Annotated in this window: 17 protein-coding genes and 1 tRNA gene; 14 read left to right on the forward strand and 4 right to left on the reverse strand. The window is 70.8% G+C overall.

From position 1 onward, the window contains the following. Positions 1–21 precede the first annotated feature (21 nt). The 4 genes from ATC03_RS08090 (at position 22) to serA (ending at position 3,512) form a co-directional block, all read left to right on the forward strand. Complete coding sequence (locus tag ATC03_RS08090; protein ID WP_067875374.1) at positions 22–786, forward strand: copper homeostasis protein CutC; 765 nt, start codon at positions 22–24, stop codon at positions 784–786. A gap of 27 nt (positions 787–813) precedes the next feature. Beyond that, the gene (locus ATC03_RS08095) at positions 814–1,323 is read left to right on the forward strand and encodes a hypothetical protein (RefSeq protein ID WP_067875377.1); all 510 of its coding nucleotides are present in this window, start codon (positions 814–816) and stop codon (positions 1,321–1,323) included. Then, positions 1,320–1,724: a hypothetical protein gene (locus tag ATC03_RS08100; protein ID WP_084003387.1), complete on the forward strand. Its 405-nt coding sequence runs from the start codon at positions 1,320–1,322 to the stop codon at positions 1,722–1,724. Before ATC03_RS08095 ends, ATC03_RS08100 begins: the two co-directional genes overlap by 4 nt. A 198-nt stretch (positions 1,725–1,922) precedes the next feature. Beyond that, complete coding sequence (gene serA / locus ATC03_RS08105) at positions 1,923–3,512, forward strand: phosphoglycerate dehydrogenase (RefSeq protein ID WP_067875380.1); 1,590 nt, start codon at positions 1,923–1,925, stop codon at positions 3,510–3,512. Between the two features lie 166 nt (positions 3,513–3,678). Here serA and ATC03_RS08110 read toward each other — a convergent pair whose 3' ends face one another. Next, positions 3,679–4,242, reverse strand: coding sequence for a TetR/AcrR family transcriptional regulator (locus tag ATC03_RS08110; protein ID WP_067875383.1), 564 nt, complete (start codon positions 4,240–4,242; stop codon positions 3,679–3,681). Positions 4,243–4,359: 117 nt separating this feature from the next. Between ATC03_RS08110 and ATC03_RS08115 the strand changes: the two genes are divergently transcribed. Further along, positions 4,360–5,964 carry an MFS transporter gene (locus tag ATC03_RS08115; RefSeq protein WP_084003388.1) on the forward strand — a complete coding sequence of 535 codons (1,605 nt, stop codon included), beginning with the start codon at positions 4,360–4,362 and terminating at the stop codon, positions 5,962–5,964. A gap of 69 nt (positions 5,965–6,033) precedes the next feature. On the opposite strand, the gene ATC03_RS08120 is transcribed toward ATC03_RS08115, so the two are convergent. Further along, complete coding sequence (locus ATC03_RS08120; RefSeq protein ID WP_067875386.1) at positions 6,034–6,294, reverse strand: DUF6458 family protein; 261 nt, start codon at positions 6,292–6,294, stop codon at positions 6,034–6,036. A 123-nt stretch (positions 6,295–6,417) separates the two neighbouring features. Here ATC03_RS08120 and ATC03_RS08125 point away from each other — a divergent pair, with 123 nt between their 5' ends. Genes ATC03_RS08125 through ATC03_RS08140 form a run of 4 tightly spaced genes read left to right on the forward strand, consistent with a single transcriptional unit; the run spans position 6,418 to position 9,879 of the window. Continuing rightward, on the forward strand, positions 6,418–7,479 hold the full coding sequence (locus tag ATC03_RS08125; protein ID WP_067875389.1) for a 3-isopropylmalate dehydrogenase: 1,062 nt from the start codon (positions 6,418–6,420) through the stop codon (positions 7,477–7,479). 22 nt (positions 7,480–7,501) lie between these two features. Then, entirely contained in the window at positions 7,502–8,617 is a 1,116-nt protein-coding gene (locus tag ATC03_RS08130; protein ID WP_067875392.1) for a branched-chain amino acid aminotransferase, read from the forward strand. Continuing rightward, positions 8,614–9,099, forward strand: a complete 486-nt coding sequence (locus ATC03_RS08135; RefSeq protein WP_227820260.1) for a GNAT family acetyltransferase — start codon at positions 8,614–8,616, stop codon at positions 9,097–9,099. Before ATC03_RS08130 ends, ATC03_RS08135 begins: the two co-directional genes overlap by 4 nt. A 9-nt stretch (positions 9,100–9,108) precedes the next feature. After that, complete coding sequence (locus tag ATC03_RS08140) at positions 9,109–9,879, forward strand: fumarylacetoacetate hydrolase family protein (protein ID WP_067875395.1); 771 nt, start codon at positions 9,109–9,111, stop codon at positions 9,877–9,879. Between the two features lie 78 nt (positions 9,880–9,957). Here ATC03_RS08140 and ATC03_RS08145 read toward each other — a convergent pair whose 3' ends face one another. After that, a complete protein-coding gene (locus tag ATC03_RS08145) occupies positions 9,958–11,007 on the reverse strand; it encodes an aminotransferase class V-fold PLP-dependent enzyme (protein WP_067875398.1) in 1,050 nt (349 codons plus the stop codon). An 81-nt stretch (positions 11,008–11,088) separates the two neighbouring features. On the opposite strand from ATC03_RS08145, the gene ATC03_RS08150 reads away from it, so the two are divergent. Beyond that, positions 11,089–12,033, forward strand: a complete 945-nt coding sequence (locus tag ATC03_RS08150) for a LysR family transcriptional regulator (protein ID WP_067875401.1) — start codon at positions 11,089–11,091, stop codon at positions 12,031–12,033. Between the two features lie 94 nt (positions 12,034–12,127). Next, positions 12,128–13,642 (forward strand): glutamate--tRNA ligase, encoded by a 1,515-nt coding sequence (gene gltX / locus ATC03_RS08155; protein ID WP_067875403.1) that lies wholly within the window; start codon positions 12,128–12,130, stop codon positions 13,640–13,642. Positions 13,643–13,757: 115 nt separating this feature from the next. Here the strand turns inward: gltX and ATC03_RS08160 are convergent, their stop codons facing one another. Next, positions 13,758–14,513: an NYN domain-containing protein gene (locus ATC03_RS08160; protein WP_067875406.1), complete on the reverse strand. Its 756-nt coding sequence runs from the start codon at positions 14,511–14,513 to the stop codon at positions 13,758–13,760. Between the two features lie 187 nt (positions 14,514–14,700). On the opposite strand from ATC03_RS08160, the gene ATC03_RS08165 reads away from it, so the two are divergent. The 3 genes from ATC03_RS08165 (at position 14,701) to ATC03_RS08175 (ending at position 17,818) form a co-directional block, all read left to right on the forward strand. Then, positions 14,701–14,772 (forward strand) — tRNA-Gln (locus tag ATC03_RS08165). A 125-nt stretch (positions 14,773–14,897) separates the two neighbouring features. Further along, entirely contained in the window at positions 14,898–15,194 is a 297-nt protein-coding gene (locus tag ATC03_RS08170; RefSeq protein WP_067875409.1) for a DUF2277 domain-containing protein, read from the forward strand. Between the two features lie 170 nt (positions 15,195–15,364). After that, the gene (locus ATC03_RS08175) at positions 15,365–17,818 is read left to right on the forward strand and encodes a transglycosylase domain-containing protein (RefSeq protein WP_257737036.1); all 2,454 of its coding nucleotides are present in this window, start codon (positions 15,365–15,367) and stop codon (positions 17,816–17,818) included. Positions 17,819–17,875 lie beyond the last annotated feature (57 nt).

The raw sequence follows: 17,875 nt of genomic DNA on the forward strand, positions 1-17,875 counted from the left end.
CCGCCGACCCGCTACGGTGTCATGGTGCCGAACGAACTACAGGTCGAGATCGCCGTCCAGGATGCCGCTGGCGTCCGCATCGCCCTCGAAGGGGGTGCCGCGCGCATCGAGCTCTGCCAGGCGCTCGGGCTCGGCGGGCTGACCCCGTCGGCCGGGCTCGTCGAGGCCGCCGTGGCCGCGGCGGCCGAGGCGCAGGCGACGGGCTTCGTGCACGTGCTCGTGCGGCCGCGCGGCGGTGGATTCGTCTACGACGCCGACGAGCGCGACACGATCGTGCGCGACATCCGCCTGGCCCGATCGCTGGGCGCCGACGGCGTGGTCGTGGGTGCGCTGACCGATGCGGGCACGCTCGACGACGACGCGATCGCGGAGTTCCTGAACGCGGCAGAGGGCCTCGACGTCACCGTGCACCGTGCGGTCGACGCGAGTGCCGACCCGCTCGCCTCGGTGCTCTCGCTCGCCGGCCGGGGCGTGCGCCGGGTGCTCACGTCGGGCGGCGGCGTGGACTGCCGTGCCGGCCTGCCGACGCTCGCGCGCATGGCGGCCGAGGTCGGCGGCGCGCTCGAGATCATGTCGGGCGGCGGCGTGCGCGTGACCGACATCGGCGACCTCGCGGCGGCCGGCGTCGACGCGGTGCACCTGTCGGCGCGCGGTCACGACGGGCGCGGCGGGCCGAGCGGCCCCGGCGGCGGCATCGGCGGCTTCGACGTGACGGATGCCGCGATCGTGCGCGCCGCGGTGGAGGGCGCAGGTGCGGCCGTCCGCGCGAGCGGACGCAGGGCCTGACCGGCCGCCCGTCGTAGGCTTGACGGCATGACGCGCGACTCCGACGACGATGCCCTGCGCTGGGAGGGCGACGACGATCCGACGCTCGCCCCCGGCTGGAAGACGGTCGGCCCGCCGGTCGCGGCCCCGGTCGCCGACGAGGGGTCCGCCGCGGCATCCGACGCCCCCGATTCCGTCGACGCCGATGCGCCCGGCGACGCCGACACCGACCGGGCCGACGCCGACCCGGCCGACGCCGCGGCTCGCCCCGCATCGCAGACCGGCTCCGTCGAGCTCGTCGTGCTCGGCATCCTCGCCGGCGTCTACCTGCTCTACACGATCGGCTGGCTCATCACCGCGCTCCGCACCTCGGTGCCGGGCGTCAGCATCGTCGGCGATGCGATGTACGCGCTCGGGCTGTGGCTCGCCGTGCTCGCGGCCCCGTGCTGGTTCGCGCTCGCGATGCGGGCCGGCGGTCGCCGATCGCGTCTCGTGTGGCTCGTCGTCGGGGCACTCGTGCTCGCGCCGCTGCCGTTCGTCCTGGGGGTCACCGCATGAGCACCGTTCCCGTCGCTCCCGAACCCGGCGTGCCCGTGCCGACGGATGCCGCGGCCGACCTCGCCGCCGATGGCTCGACCCGCGGCCGCTCGCTGCCGACCTGGCTCGACGTGAGCCTCGCCGTGCTGTTCGGCCTCTTCTACGCCTACGACGTGTGGGAGGTCGTGGAGTCGATCGTGCAGCTGCTCGGCCTCGGCCTCTCGTTCAGCGGCGGCGGTTGGGCCGTGATGATCGTCGCGCTCGTGGCGCCCCTCGCGTGCTTCGCCGCGGCGTTCGCGCTCGGCCGCCGGCGAGGCGTGCTCGCCCGCATCGCGCTCTACTTCACCGGACTCGCGGTCTCGGCGGCGCTCTTCCTCAGCCTGACGGTGCTGCTCGGCCAGATCGGCGGCGTCGTCGTCTGACGCGGCGTGGTCGCCTGACGGGGTCTGACGGGGTGTCCGGCTCGCGCCGGGCATGAGGACGGACGGTCGTCGTCACACGGACGAAACACACCTCCGGCCTGAAGTAGGCTGAGCGGGTTGCGCCCCCGACGGCGTGTGGCGCATCCCACCCAACACAGTGCTGCGCCCTCGTGCGCGCAAGACCCGAAGGATCTGTTCGTGTCAAAGCCGGTCGTGCTGATCGCCGAAGAACTCTCGCCCGCCACCGTCGACGCCCTCGGGCCCGACTTCGACGTCCGCAACGTCGATGGCACCGACCGCGCAGCCCTGCTGTCCGCGCTCTCCGAGGCCAACGCGATCCTGGTGCGCTCCGCCACCAAGGTCGACGCCGAGGCCATCGCCGCAGCGCCCAAGCTGCAGGTCATCGCCCGAGCGGGCGTCGGCCTCGACAACGTCGACATCAAGGCGGCCACGACCGCCGGCGTCATGGTCGTGAACGCGCCGACGTCGAACATCATCTCCGCGGCCGAGCTCACGGTCGGCCACATCCTGAGCCTCGCGCGCCACATCCCCGCGGCGCACTCCGCGCTCGCGCAGGGCGAGTGGAAGCGGTCGCACTACACCGGCACCGAGCTCTACGAGAAGACCGTCGGCATCATCGGCCTCGGTCGCATCGGCGCGCTCATCACCGCGCGCCTGCAGGCGTTCGGCGTCGAGGTCATCGCGTACGACCCCTACATCACGGCGGCTCGTGCGCAGCAGCTCGGCGTGCAGACCGTCTCGCTCGACGAACTGCTCGAGCGCAGCGACTTCATCACGATCCACATGCCGAAGACCCCCGAGACGACCGGCATGATCTCGACCGAGCAGCTCGCGAAGATGAAGCCGTCGGCCTACATCGTGAACGTCGCGCGTGGCGGCCTCATCGACGAGGAGGCGCTGCACGAGGCGCTCGTCGCGGGCACCATCGCGGGCGCCGGCCTCGACGTCTTCGTCACCGAGCCGCCGCGCGAGTCGCCGCTGCTCGCGCTGCCGAACGTGATCGTCACGCCCCACCTCGGCGCGTCGACCGACGAGGCGCAAGAGAAGGCGGGCGTCTCCGTCGCGAAGTCGGTGCGCCTCGCGCTCGCCGGTGAACTCGTGCCCGACGCCGTCAACGTCGCGGGCGGCATCATCGACCCCTACGTGCGCCCCGGCATCCCGCTCGTCGAGAAGCTCGGCCAGCTCTTCTCCGGCCTCGCACAGGGTGCGCTCACGAGCCTCGACGTCGAGGTGCACGGCGAGCTCTCCGAGTACGACGTCAAGGTGCTGAAGCTCGCCGCGCTCAAGGGCGTCTTCACGAACGTCGTGAGCGAGTCCGTCTCGTACGTGAACGCCCCGCTGCTCGCCGAGCAGCGCGGCATCGACGTGCGCCTCATCGTCGACGCCGAGTCGGCCGAGTTCCGCAACGTCATCACCCTGAGCGGCGCCGTCGCCGACGGCCGCCAGATCTCGGTCTCGGGCACCCTGACCGGCACGAAGCAGGTCGAGAAGCTCGTCGGCATCAACGGCTACGAGCTCGAGGTGCCGATCGCCGACATCCACATCGTCATGGAGTACGCCGACCGCCCGGGCATCGTCGCGGTCTACGGGCGCGAGTTCGGCGAGGCCGGCATCAACATCGCTGGCATGCAGATCGCGCGTCGCGAGGCCGGCGGCAGCGCGCTCAGCGTGCTCACGGTCGATTCGCCGGTTCCGGCCGACGTGCTCGATCGCGTGCGCGAGGCGATCGACGCCTCGGTCTTCGTCGAGATCGACATCACCGAGTAGGCAGCCCCTCAGCTCCGCGGATGCCGCGTGCGACCCGAATGCGGTCGCACGCGGCATCCGTCGTCTGCAGCGTTGATCTGGCGGATGTCGCGAGCGGCCGTTCAGGCCCAGCAGGGGAGTGGTCGGCCCGGTGCGCCGGGGTGCCCGACCGCGCCCGACGCCGCTCTCAGCGCCCGTCGGTGACGAGGCGTTCGAGCAGGGCGACGAGCGCGTCCATCTGCTTGGGGGTGAAGTCGCCGGCGGTCGAGGCGTCGTCGACGGCCTCGGCGCGGAGTGCCGAGTGATAGTAGAGGCCGTCGCCGATGAGCGTGATGGCGATCGCGAGGGCCGGGTCGCTGACGTGGCGCCCGAGTTCGACGAGCCAGCGGTCGCGCACCTCCTCGATGGCGACGCCGGCGTCGCGGTCGCCGCCCTGTGCGAGACGCACGGTCGCGATGAAGCTGCGGTCGAGGGCCGTCTCGATCTCGAGCGAGGACCGCACGAAGTAGGCGATCGGGCCCTCGGGGGCTTCGTCGATGCGCGCGACGTCGTCGTCGACGAGGCGGTGCAGTCGCTCGATGAGGCCGGCGATGAGCGCCTGGCGTGAACCGAAGTGGTACAGCAGCCCGCCCTTCGAGACGCCGGCGGCACGTGCCGTCGCGTCGAGGGTCGCGCCGCGTTCGCCGTCGGCGATGATCAGCCGTTCGAAGGCGTCGAGCACGGCTTCGCGTGCGGCGGGAGGACGGCTCATGACCCCATTGTGGCGGAGAACGGCGTCGGGTCGGGTGTTGGCGAGCTTCGCGGCATCCTGTTACTATACCAACTGGACGGTATAGAAACCGCCTCTGAGACAGAACGAGCGAAACGCATGACCGAGAACCTGACGACCCCGACGACCACCACCGACCTCGACCCGCGCACGGTCGACGGCGCGCGCGGCGAGACCTCGCGCGCCGCCGTCGAGCCCGGCTCGCGCGCCCCGCGCCGCGCCTGGTTCGCCCTCGCCGTGCTGATGCTGCCCGTGCTGCTCGTCTCGATCGACAACACGGTGCTGAGCTTCGCGCTGCCCGAGATCTCGCTCGCGCTCGCCCCGACCGCCGCGCAGCAGCTCTGGATCATCGACGCCTACCCGCTCGTGCTGGCCGGACTGCTGGTGGCCATGGGTAGCGCGGGCGACCGGTTCGGCCGCCGCCGCATGCTGCTCATCGGCTCGGTGGGCTTCGCCCTCGTCTCGATCGGTGCGGCCTTCGCGCCCACCGCCGAGGCGCTCATCGCCGCGCGTGCCCTGCTCGGATTCTTCGGCGCGATGCTCATGCCGTCGACCCTGTCGTTGCTCCGCACGACCTTCACCGACCGCGAGCAGCGCCGACTCGCGATCGCGATCTGGGCGACCGGCTTCGCGGCCGGCAGCGCATTCGGCCCGATCGTCGGCGGCGTGCTGCTCGAGCACTTCGCGTGGGGCTCGGTGTTCCTGCTCGCGGTGCCCGTGCTCGTGCCGCTCATCATCCTCGTGCCGCTGCTGATCCCCGAGAGCCGCGACCCGAACCCGGGTCGCATCGACGTCGTGAGCATCGTGCTCTCGCTCGCCGCCATGGTGCCGATCGTGTTCGGCATCAAGTCGATCGCGACCGAGGGGCTCGACGCCACCGGCATCCTCGCGATCGCCGTCGGAGCGGCCTGCGCGCTCTGGTTCGTGCGTCGCCAGCTCCGCAGCGAGACGCCCATGCTCGACGTGCGACTCTTCGCGAAGGGCTCGTTCGGCGGTGCGGTGCTCGTGAACCTGTTCAGCGTCATCGCGCTCGTCGGGTTCCTCTACTTCGTGTCGCAGCACCTCCAGCTCATCGCGGGGCTCAGCCCCGTGCAGGCCGGACTCGCCCTCGTGCCGGGACTCGTCGCGATGATCATCGCCGGCCTCGCGGTCGTGCCGGTCGCCCGTCGGGTCCGCCCGCGGGTGCTCGTGCCCGTCGCGCTCGCCCTCTCGGCCTCGGGATACCTCGTGATCGCCCTGTTCACGGATGCCGCTTCGATCGCCCCGATCGTGCTCGCGTTCGTGCTGCTCGGCGTGGGCATCGGCGCGGCCGAGACCGTGTCGAACGAGCTCATCCTCTCGAGCGCGCCGCCCGCGAAGGCCGGAGCCGCGTCGGCGGTCTCCGAGACGGCCTACGAGCTCGGTGCCGTACTCGGCACCGCGGTGCTCGGCAGCATCCTCGCGGCGCACTACCGGGCCGCGCTCGTGCTCCCCGCGTCGCTCACCGGGGCCCAGGCGGATGCCGCGCGCGAGACGCTCGCGGGCACCTCGGCGGTCGCCGAGCAGCTGCCCGCCGGCGTCGCCGACCAGTTGCTCGCCTCGGCGGCCGTCGCCTTCGACGGCGGTGTGGTGCTCACGTCGCTCATCGGCGTCGGCCTCATGCTCGGGGCCGCGGTCATCGCGGCGGTCACGCTGCGCAATCCGGTCGAGGTGCGCGAGCACTGACGTGCGCGCGTGACACGCAGAACGAGGGCCCGTGCCGCAGTGCGGCACGGGCCCTCGTATGTCAGTGCCTCAGTACGCGGTCGAGTCGGGCGCGCTGGTCTCGTCGCGACGGACCTGCGTGCCGGATGCCGGGTCGATGCTCGTCTGCGACGTCGAGATCGTGCGACGGCGCCGTGCCATCAGCACGAGGCCGAGGATCACGACGACCGCGCCCGCGGCCATCAGGATGTATCCGACGAGCTGGAGGTTGATCCAGTCGACGCCGATGTTCAGCGCGAATGCGAGGATCGCGCCGATCACGAAAAGGACGATGCCGAGTCCGATGCTCATGTTGGGGATTCCCTTCTCCGGCGGGGCGGGGTCCCGCACCGGTGCACGGCCGATCAACGGCCGCGGCTCAGGCTAGCCCTGCCAGCCGATACGCTGTGAGGGCTGGCGCACGAAGGGAAATCCATGGTACGAACGCTCAAGCTCGCGGTCATCCCCGGTGACGGCATCGGACCCGAGGTGGTCGGCGAGGCGCTGAAGGCGCTCGACGCGGCCGTCCGCGGCACCGATCTCGTCATCGAGCAGACGCCCTACTCGTTGGGAGCCGCGCGCTACCTCGAGACCGGCGACGTGCTGACCGACGACGACCTCGCCGCGATCAAGCAGCATGATGCGATCCTGCTCGGCGCGGTCGGCGGCACGCCGGGCGATCCCCGCCTGGCCGGGGCGAACATCGAGCGCGGCCTGCTGCTGAAGCTCCGCTTCGAGCTCGATCACTACGTGAACCTCCGGCCGACGGTGCTGCACCCCGGCGTCGTGAGCCCGCTCTCGAACCCGGGCGAGGTCGACTTCGTCGTCGTGCGCGAGGGCACCGAAGGCCCGTACGTCGGCAACGGCGGCGCGATCCGCACCGGGACCCCCGCCGAGGTCGCCAACGAAGTGTCGGTGAACACCGCCTACGGCGTCGAGCGCGTGGTGCGCTACGCGTTCGCCGCGGCATCCGCCCGACCGCGCAAGAAGCTCACCCTCGTGCACAAGACGAACGTGCTCGTGTTCGCCGGCTCGCTCTGGAAGCGCACGGTCGACGCCGTCGCAGCCGAGTTCCCCGAGGTCGCCGTCGATTACCTGCACGTCGACGCCGCGACGATCTTCTTCGTCACGGATCCTGCTAGATTCGACGTCATCGTCACGGACAACCTCTTCGGCGACATCCTCACCGATCTGGCCGGCGCAATCAGCGGCGGCATCGGTCTCGCAGCCTCGGGCAACATCAACCCCGACGGCCGATTCCCCAGCATGTTCGAGCCGGTTCACGGTTCCGCACCCGACATCGCCGGGAAGGGCATCGCCGACCCCACTGCCGCGATCCTGTCCGTCGCCCTCCTGCTCCGCCATCTCGGTGAAGCGGATGCCGCGGCCGGGGTCGAGCGTGCGGTCGCCGCCGACATCGCCGAGCGCGGCGACGCGACCCGTTCGACCTCCCAGGTCGGCGACGCGATCGCCGCTCGTATCGGCTCACTCGACTGACTCATCGATCGAAGGACCCATCATGACGATCAACCTCCCGCTCCAGGCTCCGTCTCCCGCAGGGCTCATCTGGCAGACCGTTCGCAACGAGCAGGCGAAGTCGCCTGAGGCGCGCGCCGAGATCCTCGCCGACCCCGGCTTCGGCAACCACTTCACCGACCACATGGTCGATGTCTGCTGGTCCGAGAAGGGCGGCTGGCACCGTCCGCGGGTCACGCCCTACGGCCCGATCTCGCTCGACCCGGCCGCCGCGGTGCTGCACTACGCGCAGGAGGTCTTCGAGGGCATGAAGGCCTACCGTCACGCCGACGGTTCGATCCGCACCTTCCGCCCGTACGAGAACGCCGCGCGCATGCAGCGGTCGGCCCGGCGCCTCGCGCTGCCCGAGCTCCCCAGCGAGATCTTCATCGAATCACTGAGGAAGCTCGTCGAGGTCGACGCCGAGTGGGTGCCCGGCGCCCCCGAGACGAGCCTGTACCTGCGTCCGTTCATGTTCGCGAAAGAGGCGTTCCTCGGCGTGCGGCCGGCGAAGAAGGTCGCGTACTACGTGATCGCGAGCCCCGCGGCGGCGTACTTCCCGGGCGGCGTGGCCCCCGTGAACATCTGGCTCTCGACCCAGTACGCGCGCGCCGGCAAGGGCGGCACGGGTGCGGCCAAGACCGGCGGCAACTACGCGTCGAGCCTGCTGCCCCAGGCCGAGGCCCACGAGAAGGGCTGCCAGCAGGTCGCCTTCCTCGACGACGCCGGCAACCTCGAGGAGCTCGGCGGCATGAACGTCGTCATCGTCAAGCGCGACGGCACGCTCGTGACGCCCGAGTCGGCCTCGATCCTCGAGGGCATCACGCGCGACTCGATCCTGCAGCTCGCAGCCGACCGCGGCCACACCGTCGAACGTCGGGCGCTCTCGATCGACGAGTGGCGTTCGGGCGTCGAGTCCGGCGACATCGTCGGCGCGTTCGCGTGCGGAACGGCGGCCGTGGTGGTGCCCATCGGGCGCCTGCTCGCCGAGGACTTCGAGATCGTGCACACGCACTCCGAGGCATCCGACCTGGCCCTGTCCCTGCGCGAAGAGCTGACCGACATCCAGTACGGCCGCCGCGAAGACCGCCACGGCTGGATGCTGCGCCTCGACGCGTGAGTTCCTCCGATCTGCTCGAAGGGGCGGATGCCGCGGCCGACGCCGCGCGCATCCGCCCCTTCGAGGTCGCCGACACCGAGCCCGTCGTGGCGCTCTGGCGCGCGGCCGGGCTCGTGGTGCCGTGGAACGACCCGTACCTCGATATCGAGCGCAAGCTGACCGTGCAACCGGAGATGTTCCTCGTCGGCGAGGCCGGTGGCGCCGTCGTCGCGACCGCGATGATCGGATACGACGGTCACCGCGGGTGGGTCAACTACCTCGCGGTCGACGGCTCGCGGCGCGGCGAGGGGCTCGGTGCGCGGATGATGGCCGAGGCCGAGCGTCTGCTCTCCGAGCGCGGATGCGCCAAGCTCAACCTGCAGGTGCGGTCGACGAACGCCGGGGTCATCGCCTTCTACCGCAGCCTCGGCTACGGGGTCGACGAGGTCACGAGCTTGGGCAAGCGGCTCATCCCTGACGAGCCGCGCGCCGACGCGCCGTAGGCTGGTCGCATGAAGATCGCGCGCTTCTCGCATGGTGAGTCCATCTCGTTCGGTGTCGTCGACGAAGAGGAGCACGAGCTCGTCGTCCTCAAGGCCGACCCGATGTTCGCAGGCTACGAGCCGACCGGGGAGCGGGTCGCACTCGCGGCCGCCACCCTGCTGGCCCCGGTCATCCCGCGGTCGAAGATCGTCGCCGTCGGCAAGAACTACCGCGAGCACGCCGCCGAGATGGGCAGCGATGCCCCCAGCGAGCCGCTGCTCTTCCTGAAGCCGAACACCTCGGTGATCGGCCCGGCCGACACGATCGTGCTGCCGCCGCAGAGCGAGCGCGTCGAGCACGAGGGCGAGGTCGCCGTGGTGATCGGCCGCATCGCGAAGAACGTCGCCGAGGCCGACGCGGCGAGCGTGATCTTCGGTTACACGATCGCGAACGACGTGACCGCGCGCGACCTCCAGCAGCGCGACGGTCAGTGGGCGCGCGCCAAGGGGTTCGACACGTTCTGCCCGCTCGGTCCGGTCATCGACACCGAGCTCGACCTGGTGAACGGCACGATCGAGACGAGCGTCAACGGCGAGCGCCGCCAAGAGGGGCGCCTGGCCGACATGGTGCACTCGATCCCGGCGATCATCGCCTATGCGTCGAGCGTGTTCACGCTGCTGCCGGGCGACGTGATCCTCACCGGAACGCCGGCGGGCGTCGGCCCGATCGTCGACGGCGACGAGGTCTCGGTCTCGGTCTCGGGGCTCGGCACGCTCACGAACCGCGCGCGCCGCGCGTAGTCGCACCGGGTCCGGAGCGCCCGGACGTTCGCACCGAGGGCGCACCGAGGGCCGCCACGACGGGCACGCCCGGCGGTTTCAGATGGCGAAGGCGGCGTGCGGGTGCAATGACCCGAGCGCGAGGGCGACGTCCTCCTCGTCGTTCCACACGTGGAAGGCCGCGCGGGCGCGACCGGCGCGACCCGACGCCGTGATGCCCGCTGCGGTCATCGCCCCGAGGTCGCATCCGTCGGGGTCGCTCCACGAGACGATCGCGCTGTCGGACGCCTCGAGCCCGAGGCCCGCGCGGAACGAGTTCGCGAGCGACAGGTCGTGCCGCCGGACCTCCCGCATGTCGAGCGAGGCGGCGATCTCCAGTGCGGCCTCGGCGCCCGCCCACGCGTTCCACGCGGGGGAGACATCGAAGCGCGTGGCATCGGGCGCGACGTGGAGGTCGGGTCCGTAGCACGAGGTCCACGGATCGGCGCCCGAGTACCAGCCCGCCGTGAACGGCGTGATCTCCTCGATCGCCCGGTCCGAGAAGGCGGCGAACGCGGCGCCCCGCGGCGAGCTCAACCACTTGTAGGCGTGGCAGACGAGCAGGTCGGCGTCGAGGTCGTCGGTGGGCATCCACCCGGTCGCCTGCGTCGTGTCGACGAGGGTGAACGCGCCGGCGGCCCGCGCGGCCTCGGCGATGGCTGCGGCATCCGCGATCTGGCCCGTGGACGACTGCACCAGCGAGTACGAGACGTACGCCGTGTCGGCCGTGACGGCGTCGGCGAGTGCGTCGAGCGGCACGTGCCGCACGCGCAGGCCACCGTGGGCCAGGAACGGGGCGACGACCGAGGAGAAGTCGCCGTCGACGCAGAGCACTTCGGCGCCACGGGGTGCGGATGCCGCGACGAGACCGGTGAACACCGAGACCTGGGATCCGGTGGCGACGTTTCGGGGGGCCGCGCCGAGCAGGCTCGCGGCGTGGGCGCGCGAGCGCTCGAGGCTCGCCGAGTAGTCGGCGGCGGTCGCGGACCCGGTCGCCCAGGCATCGAGATCGCGGCGCACGGCGTCGCGCGTGGCGTCGGCCGGCAGGCCGAGGGTGCAGGCGGCGAGGTAGCCGCGGCCGCCGACGTATCGGGATCGCTCGTGGTGCATGCCTCCAGCCTCCGACCGATCGTTCCATTGCACAACGGCAGGTGAGTGATCGAACACATGTCAGCGCATTATGATTCGAACATGTCGGATGCCTCGATCGACGCCCTCGCCGAATCCCTCGACCTGCTCACCGTGCGGCTCGTGCGTCGCATCGCCGAGCACGGATCGCTCACCGCCGCGGCGGCCTCGATCGGCTACAGCCAGCCCGCGGTCAGTCAGCACCTGCGTCGCTTCGAGCAGCGTACGGGCATCGCGCTCATCGAACGGGCCGGGCGCGGCGTCCGGCTCACGCAGTCCGGGCGCGTGCTGGCCAGGCACGCGAACGCGGTCGCGACCGCACTCGAGGCCGCAGCGGGCGAGCTCGCCGAGATCCGCGGGCTCCGGGCCGGGCGGGTGCGGCTCGCGGCGTTCCCGTCGGCGTCGGCCACGCTCGTGCCGAAGCTCATCGCGGGCCTCGCGGCGCGGCATCCGGGCGTCACCGTGTCCTACGTCGAGGCAGAGCCGCCCGAGGCCGTGGCCGCGGTGCGGGCCGATCGCTCCGACCTCGCCATCACGTTCAGCTACCCCGGCGATCGCGACGACCCGCACACCGAACGCGCGCGCGGACTCGACGTGCGCTCGATCGGGGCGGAACCCATGCAGGTCGTGCTGCCGGAAGGGCACCCGGCCGCGGCATCCGATGCCGTCGACCTGGCCGACCTCGCCGCGGACGCCTGGATCGCCGGATGCCCCAGCTGCCGCGGGCACCTCCTCGAGCTTGCCGACGGTGCCGGATTCCGCCCGCGCATCGGGTTCGAGACCGACAACTTCGTCGCCGTCGAGAGCATGGTCGCGCAGGGGCTCGGCGTCGCCCTGCTGCCCGAGCTCGCACTCGCGGCGTCGCCCCGGCGGCCGGGGGTGGTCGTGCGGCCGACGGCCGGGGGAGACGTGCGCTCGCTGCACCTCGTGACCGCCCGCGGCGGCGCACGCGTGCCCGCCGTCGCCGCCGCCGTCGCCGTGATCGAGGGGCTCGCCGCGGCGCACTGATCGCCGCGGCGCACTGATCGCCGCAGGCGCCGGCATCCGCACCTCGGTACGACCAGCCCTCGCGGCACGCCCCGGCCTCGGTACGATTGAGGGGATGTCTGAGACAACCCACCCCACGACCACGGCCACCGGCAGCGACGTCCGCGTGCGCTTCTGCCCGTCGCCCACCGGCACGCCGCACGTCGGCCTCGTCCGCACCGCGCTCTTCAACTGGGCGTACGCCCGTCACACGGGCGGCACCTTCGTGTTCCGCATCGAGGACACCGACGCTGCGCGCGACAGCGAAGAGAGCTTCGACCAGATCATCGACGCGCTCACCTGGCTCGGCCTCGACTGGGACGAGGGCGTGAACAAGGGCGGCCCCAGCGAGCCCTACCGTCAGTCGCAGCGCGGCGACATCTATCAAGACGTCATCGCGAGGCTGAAGGACGCCGGTCACCTCTACGAGTCGTTCTCGACGGCTGACGAGATCGACGCGCGCAACCTCGCGAACGGCCGCCCGAAGCAGCTAGGCTACGACAACTTCGATCGCGACCTCACCGACGAGCAGAAGGCCGCCTTCCGCGCCGAGGGTCGCGAGCCCGCGCTGCGCCTGCGCGTGCCCGACGCCGACCTCGGCTTCGACGACCTCGTGCGCGGACGCATCGACTTCCCGGTCGGCTCGACGATCGACTTCGTGCTCGTGCGCCCGAACGGTGCGCCGCTGTACACGCTCGTGAACCCCGTCGACGACGCGCTCATGGGCATCACGCACGTGCTGCGCGGTGAAGACATCCTGAGCTCGACGCCGCGCCAGATCGCGCTGTACCACGCGCTCATCGACATCGGCGTGACGACGTTCGTGCCGCGCTTCGGCCACCTGCCCTACGTCATGGGCGAGGGGAACAAGAAGCTCTCGAAGCGCGACCCCGAGTCGAACCTCTTCCACCACCGCGACCGTGGGTTCATTCCAGAGGGTCTGGTCAACTACCTGGCCCTGCTCGGCTGGGGCTTCTCGGCCGACCGCGACGTGTTCAGCCGCGACGAGTTCATCGCAGCCTTCGACGTCGCGAACGTGAACCCCAACCCGGCCCGCTTCGACCAGAAGAAGGCCGAGTCGATCAACGGCGACCACATCCGCCTGCTCGCGCCCGCCGACTTCGCCGAGCGCACCGTGCCCTACCTCGAGGCCGCCGGCGTGCTCACTGCGCCGCCGTCGCCCCCGCAGGCCGCGATCCTCGCCGAGGCGGCCCCGCTCGTGCAGGAGCGCATCGCCCTGCTCGGCGAGGCGCCCGGCATGCTGGGCTTCCTGTTCACGGATGCCGCGGGCCTCACGATCGACGACGACGCCCTCAAGGGACTCCCCGCCGACGCCGCCGCGGTGCTCGCCGCCTCGCGCGAGGCACTCGACCGCCTGCCGGCCGAGGAGTGGACCCACGACGCCATCGAGGAGGCGCTGCGAGGCGCCCTCATCGACGGACTCGGCCTGAAGCCGCGCGTCGCGTTCGGCCCCGTTCGCACGGCCATCTCCGGCCGTCGCATCTCGCCGCCGCTCTTCGAGTCCATGCAGATCCTCGGCAAGATCGACTCGCTCGCGCGGCTCGACGGGCTCGCGGCGAAGCTCGGCTGAGTTCGGTCGGTCGTCGCCGGTCGAGCAGGCGCCGGTCGAGGTGGCGCGCCAGCGCCGTATCGAGACCAACGGATGCCGCGGGCGTGCAGCCCGCGGCATCCGCCGGATCTGCAGGTCATGGCGCCTTCGCGGTCGCCTTCGGCTTCGCCGCGACCACGACGGTGCCGTTCGTCTGGACCTTGACGTCGTACAGCCCGGTCGCGCGGATGAGGTCCGAGAGCTTCGCGTACCCCCAGTTGCGCGAGTCGAAGTCGGGTTGTTGCTTCCGAAGCAGACTGCCCACGGGCGAGAGGTTCGCCCTGCCGCTCTCGTCCGCGGCTGTGCTCACGGCCACGCGGAGCGCGATGACGAGCCGGCCGTCGGTCCGCAGACGCTGCTGGTCGGCCTTCGCTACGGGCTGCGTGGCCGGTTCCGCGGCATCCGACTCCTTCGGTGCATCGATCACCTCGAGATAGGTGAACCGGTCGCACGCGTTGCGGAACGACTCGGGCGTCTTGCGCTCCCCGAACCCGTAGACCGTGATGCCCTGCTCGCGGATACGGGCTGCGAGCCGCGTGAAATCGCTGTCGGACGACACGATGCAGAAGCCCTGGAAGCGGCCGGTGTAAAGCAGGTCCATCGCATCGATGATGAGTGCGCTGTCGGTCGCGTTCTTGCCCGTGGTGTTGTCGAACTGCTGGATCGGTTGGATCACGTGCGCGCTCGCGGCATCCTTCCATCCCCGAAGGTGCGGCTTCGTCCAATCGCCGTAGACGCGCTTGACCGACGCCGTGCCGAAGCGGGCGACCTCGGTCAGCACCGCATCGATGCGGGCGGGGGAGACGTTGTCGGCGTCGATGAGCACGGCGAGCAGGTCATTGGACTCGGGCATGTGCCCCACACTGGCAGGCGCGGCTGCTGCGGCGCTGGCCCGCGTTGGTGGGGTCGCGAGCGAGGCTGCAGATGGTTCGGGCGTCGCTTCCAGCACCTTCCCGGCCCGATGAGACCCGCTCAGTTTGTCGGCTGCCGATCCATGGGATAGAGTCTTATCTCGGCGCGGAACACGGTTCCGAGGCCATTGGGGTATGGTGTAATTGGCAACACGGAGGTTTCTGGTACCTTTGTTCTTGGTTCGAGTCCAGGTACCCCAGCAGTGAAGAACCCCCGCTCAGGCGGGGGTTTTCGCAATTTCTTGCGGCATCTCGCGCAGATCCTCTCGCAACCGCCCGGCTTCGTCCGCTCGCGACCGAGACGGCTCCGGCGTAGCCTCGTCGGCATGTGCCGGAACATCAGGGTGCTCCACAACTTCGAGCCGCCCACCAACGACGACGAGGTGCGCGAGGCCGCGCTGCAGTTCGTGCGAAAGGTCAGCGGGTCGACGCATCCGTCGCGTGCGAACGCCGAGGCGTTCGATCGCGCGATCGACGAGATCGCCGACGCCACGCGCAGGCTGCTCGACGGACTCGTCACGAATGCGCCGCCGAAGACCCGCGAAGCCGAGGCGATCAAGGGTCGTGAGCGGCACGAGAAGCGCATGGAACGCGAGGTGCGGATCCGCACCGCGACGGCGTGACGACACGATGCCGATACGGCGACGACGGCGCAATCAGTGCGACTGCGCTCGCCGGTCGAACCGAACCGGCGCGCCCGAGATCGAACCTGCTGGACATGCGCCTCGACGTGCGGTTCGATTGAGGGTGATCACATCGTCCGCCCCTACCGGACGACGGGTCGGCACTGGGGGTGGGCGTGACCGAACGCAATAAACGCAATCGCGATTTCGCAGAGACGCGGACGCCGTTGGGCGTGCTCGGCGGCTTTCTGGGGCTCATTGTCGCGAGCGCGATGGCGGCCGCGCTGATCGTGGTCGGCGTCACCCCGGCACTCGCGACGGTCGGCATGGCCGCATCCGGAACCATCAATACGTTCGAGCGGCTGCCCGGGTACCTCAAGATCGGCGACCTCTCGCAGAAGAGCAACATCTACGCGACGACCTCCGACGGCACGAACATCCTGCTCGCCTCGTTCTACGACCAGAACCGAGTCGCGGTCGGCTGGGAGCAGATCAGCCTCTTCGTCAAGGACGCGACCGTCGCCGGCGAGGACCCGCGCTTCTACGACCACGGCGGCATCGACCTGCAGGGCACGATTCGCGCCGCGCTCACCACGGCCGCCGGGCGCGGCACCCAGGGCGGTTCGTCCATCGCCCAGCAGTACGTCAAGAACGTGCGCGTGCAGCAGTGCGAACGCGAAGCCGACAAGACGGCGCTCGCGGACATGACCGAGGAGGAGATCGCCGCGCTGACCGGCGACGAGCGCTTCGCCCTCGTCGAGGACGAGCGCCTCTCCTGCTACGACAGCGCGACCGAGACGAGCATCGACCGCAAGCTGAAGGAGATGCGGCTCGCGATCGGCGTCGAGAAGCGGTACTCGAAGAACGACATCCTGCTGGGATACCTCAACATCGCCGGCTTCGGTGGCACGGTGTACGGCATCGAGGCTGCGGCGAACTACTACTACAGCACCAGCGCGGCGAACCTCACGCTGCCGCAGGCGGCGTCGCTCGTCGCGATCGTCAACAACCCGGTGAAGTTCCAGCTCGACAAGCCCGACAGCGAGACCAACGGCGCCGCGAACGGGTATGCGGCCAATCGCGACCGTCGCGACTACCTGCTCGTGCAGATGAAGCGCGAGAAGAAGATCACGCCCGAGCAGTACGATGCCGCGATCGCGACCCCGGTCGAGCCCGTGATCACCGAGCCGAGCACCGGATGCCAGACGGCGGGCGGGTCGGCCTACTTCTGCGACTACGTCAAGCACATCCTCCAGAACGACCCGACGTTCGGCGCCGATGACGACGAGCGGATGCTGAACTTCCGGCGCGGAGGGTACGACGTCTACACCTCGCTCGACCTCGACCTGCAGGCCGCCGCCGAGCGCGCGATCGCCGAGAACGTGCCCTCGACCTACCCCGGCTGGGATGTCGGCGCAGTGATCTCGAGCGTGCAGGTCGGCACCGGGCGCGTGCTCGCCATGGCGCAGAACAAGACGTACAGCCAGGATCCCAACGTGGTCAACGGCGACCCCTCGTTCTCGGGCATCAACTACAACACCGACTACGACTACGGCGGATCCAGCGGGTTCCAGCCCGGGTCCTCGTACAAGGTCTTCACGCTCGCCGAATGGCTCGCCGAGGGGCACGCGCTCACCGAGCGCGTGAACTCCGCGCGCAAGGCCAACTGGGGCGCGTTCAACGACTCCTGTCTCGGCACCCAGTACGCCGATCCGGGGTGGAACCCGCGGAACGACGCCAACGAGGCGGGTGCCAACTACACTGCGCTCGAGTCCACGATCGGATCGATCAACACGGGCTTCCTCGGCATGGCGAAGCTGCTCGACCAGTGCGGCATCGCCACCAAGGCCCAGGCGTTCGGCGTGCACCGCGCCGACGGCGACCCGCTCGTGCAGTTCCCGTCGGCCGTGCTCGGCATCAACGAGGTGGCGCCGCTCAGCATGGCCGTGGCGTTCGCCGGCATCGCGAACGACGGCGTCGCGTGCACGCCCGTCGCGATCGACCGCATCGTCGGCCAGGACGGCAAGGAGATCGCGCCGCCGAAGTCGACGTGCGCCGCCGCCGTCTCGGTGCCGGTCGCCGGGGCGATGCACTACGCGATGTCCCGCGTGATGACCTCCGGCACCGGCCAGGCGTCGAACTCCGCGACGACGCCGAGGGTCCCGCTCATCGGCAAGACGGGTACGACCGACGGCGCGAAGGACACGTGGATGGTCGGCGCGAGCACGAAGGTCGCGACCGCGGCGGCGGTCGTCAGCGTGAACGGCGACGCGAACCAGCGCGGCATCAACTTCGCCTCCGGTCAGGCGGCGACCGCCCGTCACCGCATGTGGCCGACCGTGATGTCGGTCGCATCGGCGAAGTACGGCGGCGGCGACTTCTCGATGGCGGGCCCCGGAGCCGTCGCGCCGCGCACTTCGCCGGCGCCCTTCAACGACGTGCCGCAGGATACGCCGTCGCCGGCGCCGGCGCCGGCCGCGGTACCGGAGCCCGCTCCGGATGACGGCGGCGACTCCGGAGATCAGGGCGGCGACGACGGCGGGCGCACGCTCGGCCCGCGCGACGACCAGGGTCGCGGTGGGGGACCGAACCAGGGTGGCGGCGGGCCCGGACGGAACGACTGACCTGCGAGCCCGGGCAGCGTCCTGACCCGGCGGGTTCGGCCGCTGTTCAGGGCGTCA

The organism is Agromyces aureus, assembly GCF_001660485.1.
In the GTDB taxonomy this organism is placed as follows: Bacteria; Actinomycetota; Actinomycetes; order Actinomycetales; family Microbacteriaceae; genus Agromyces; species Agromyces aureus.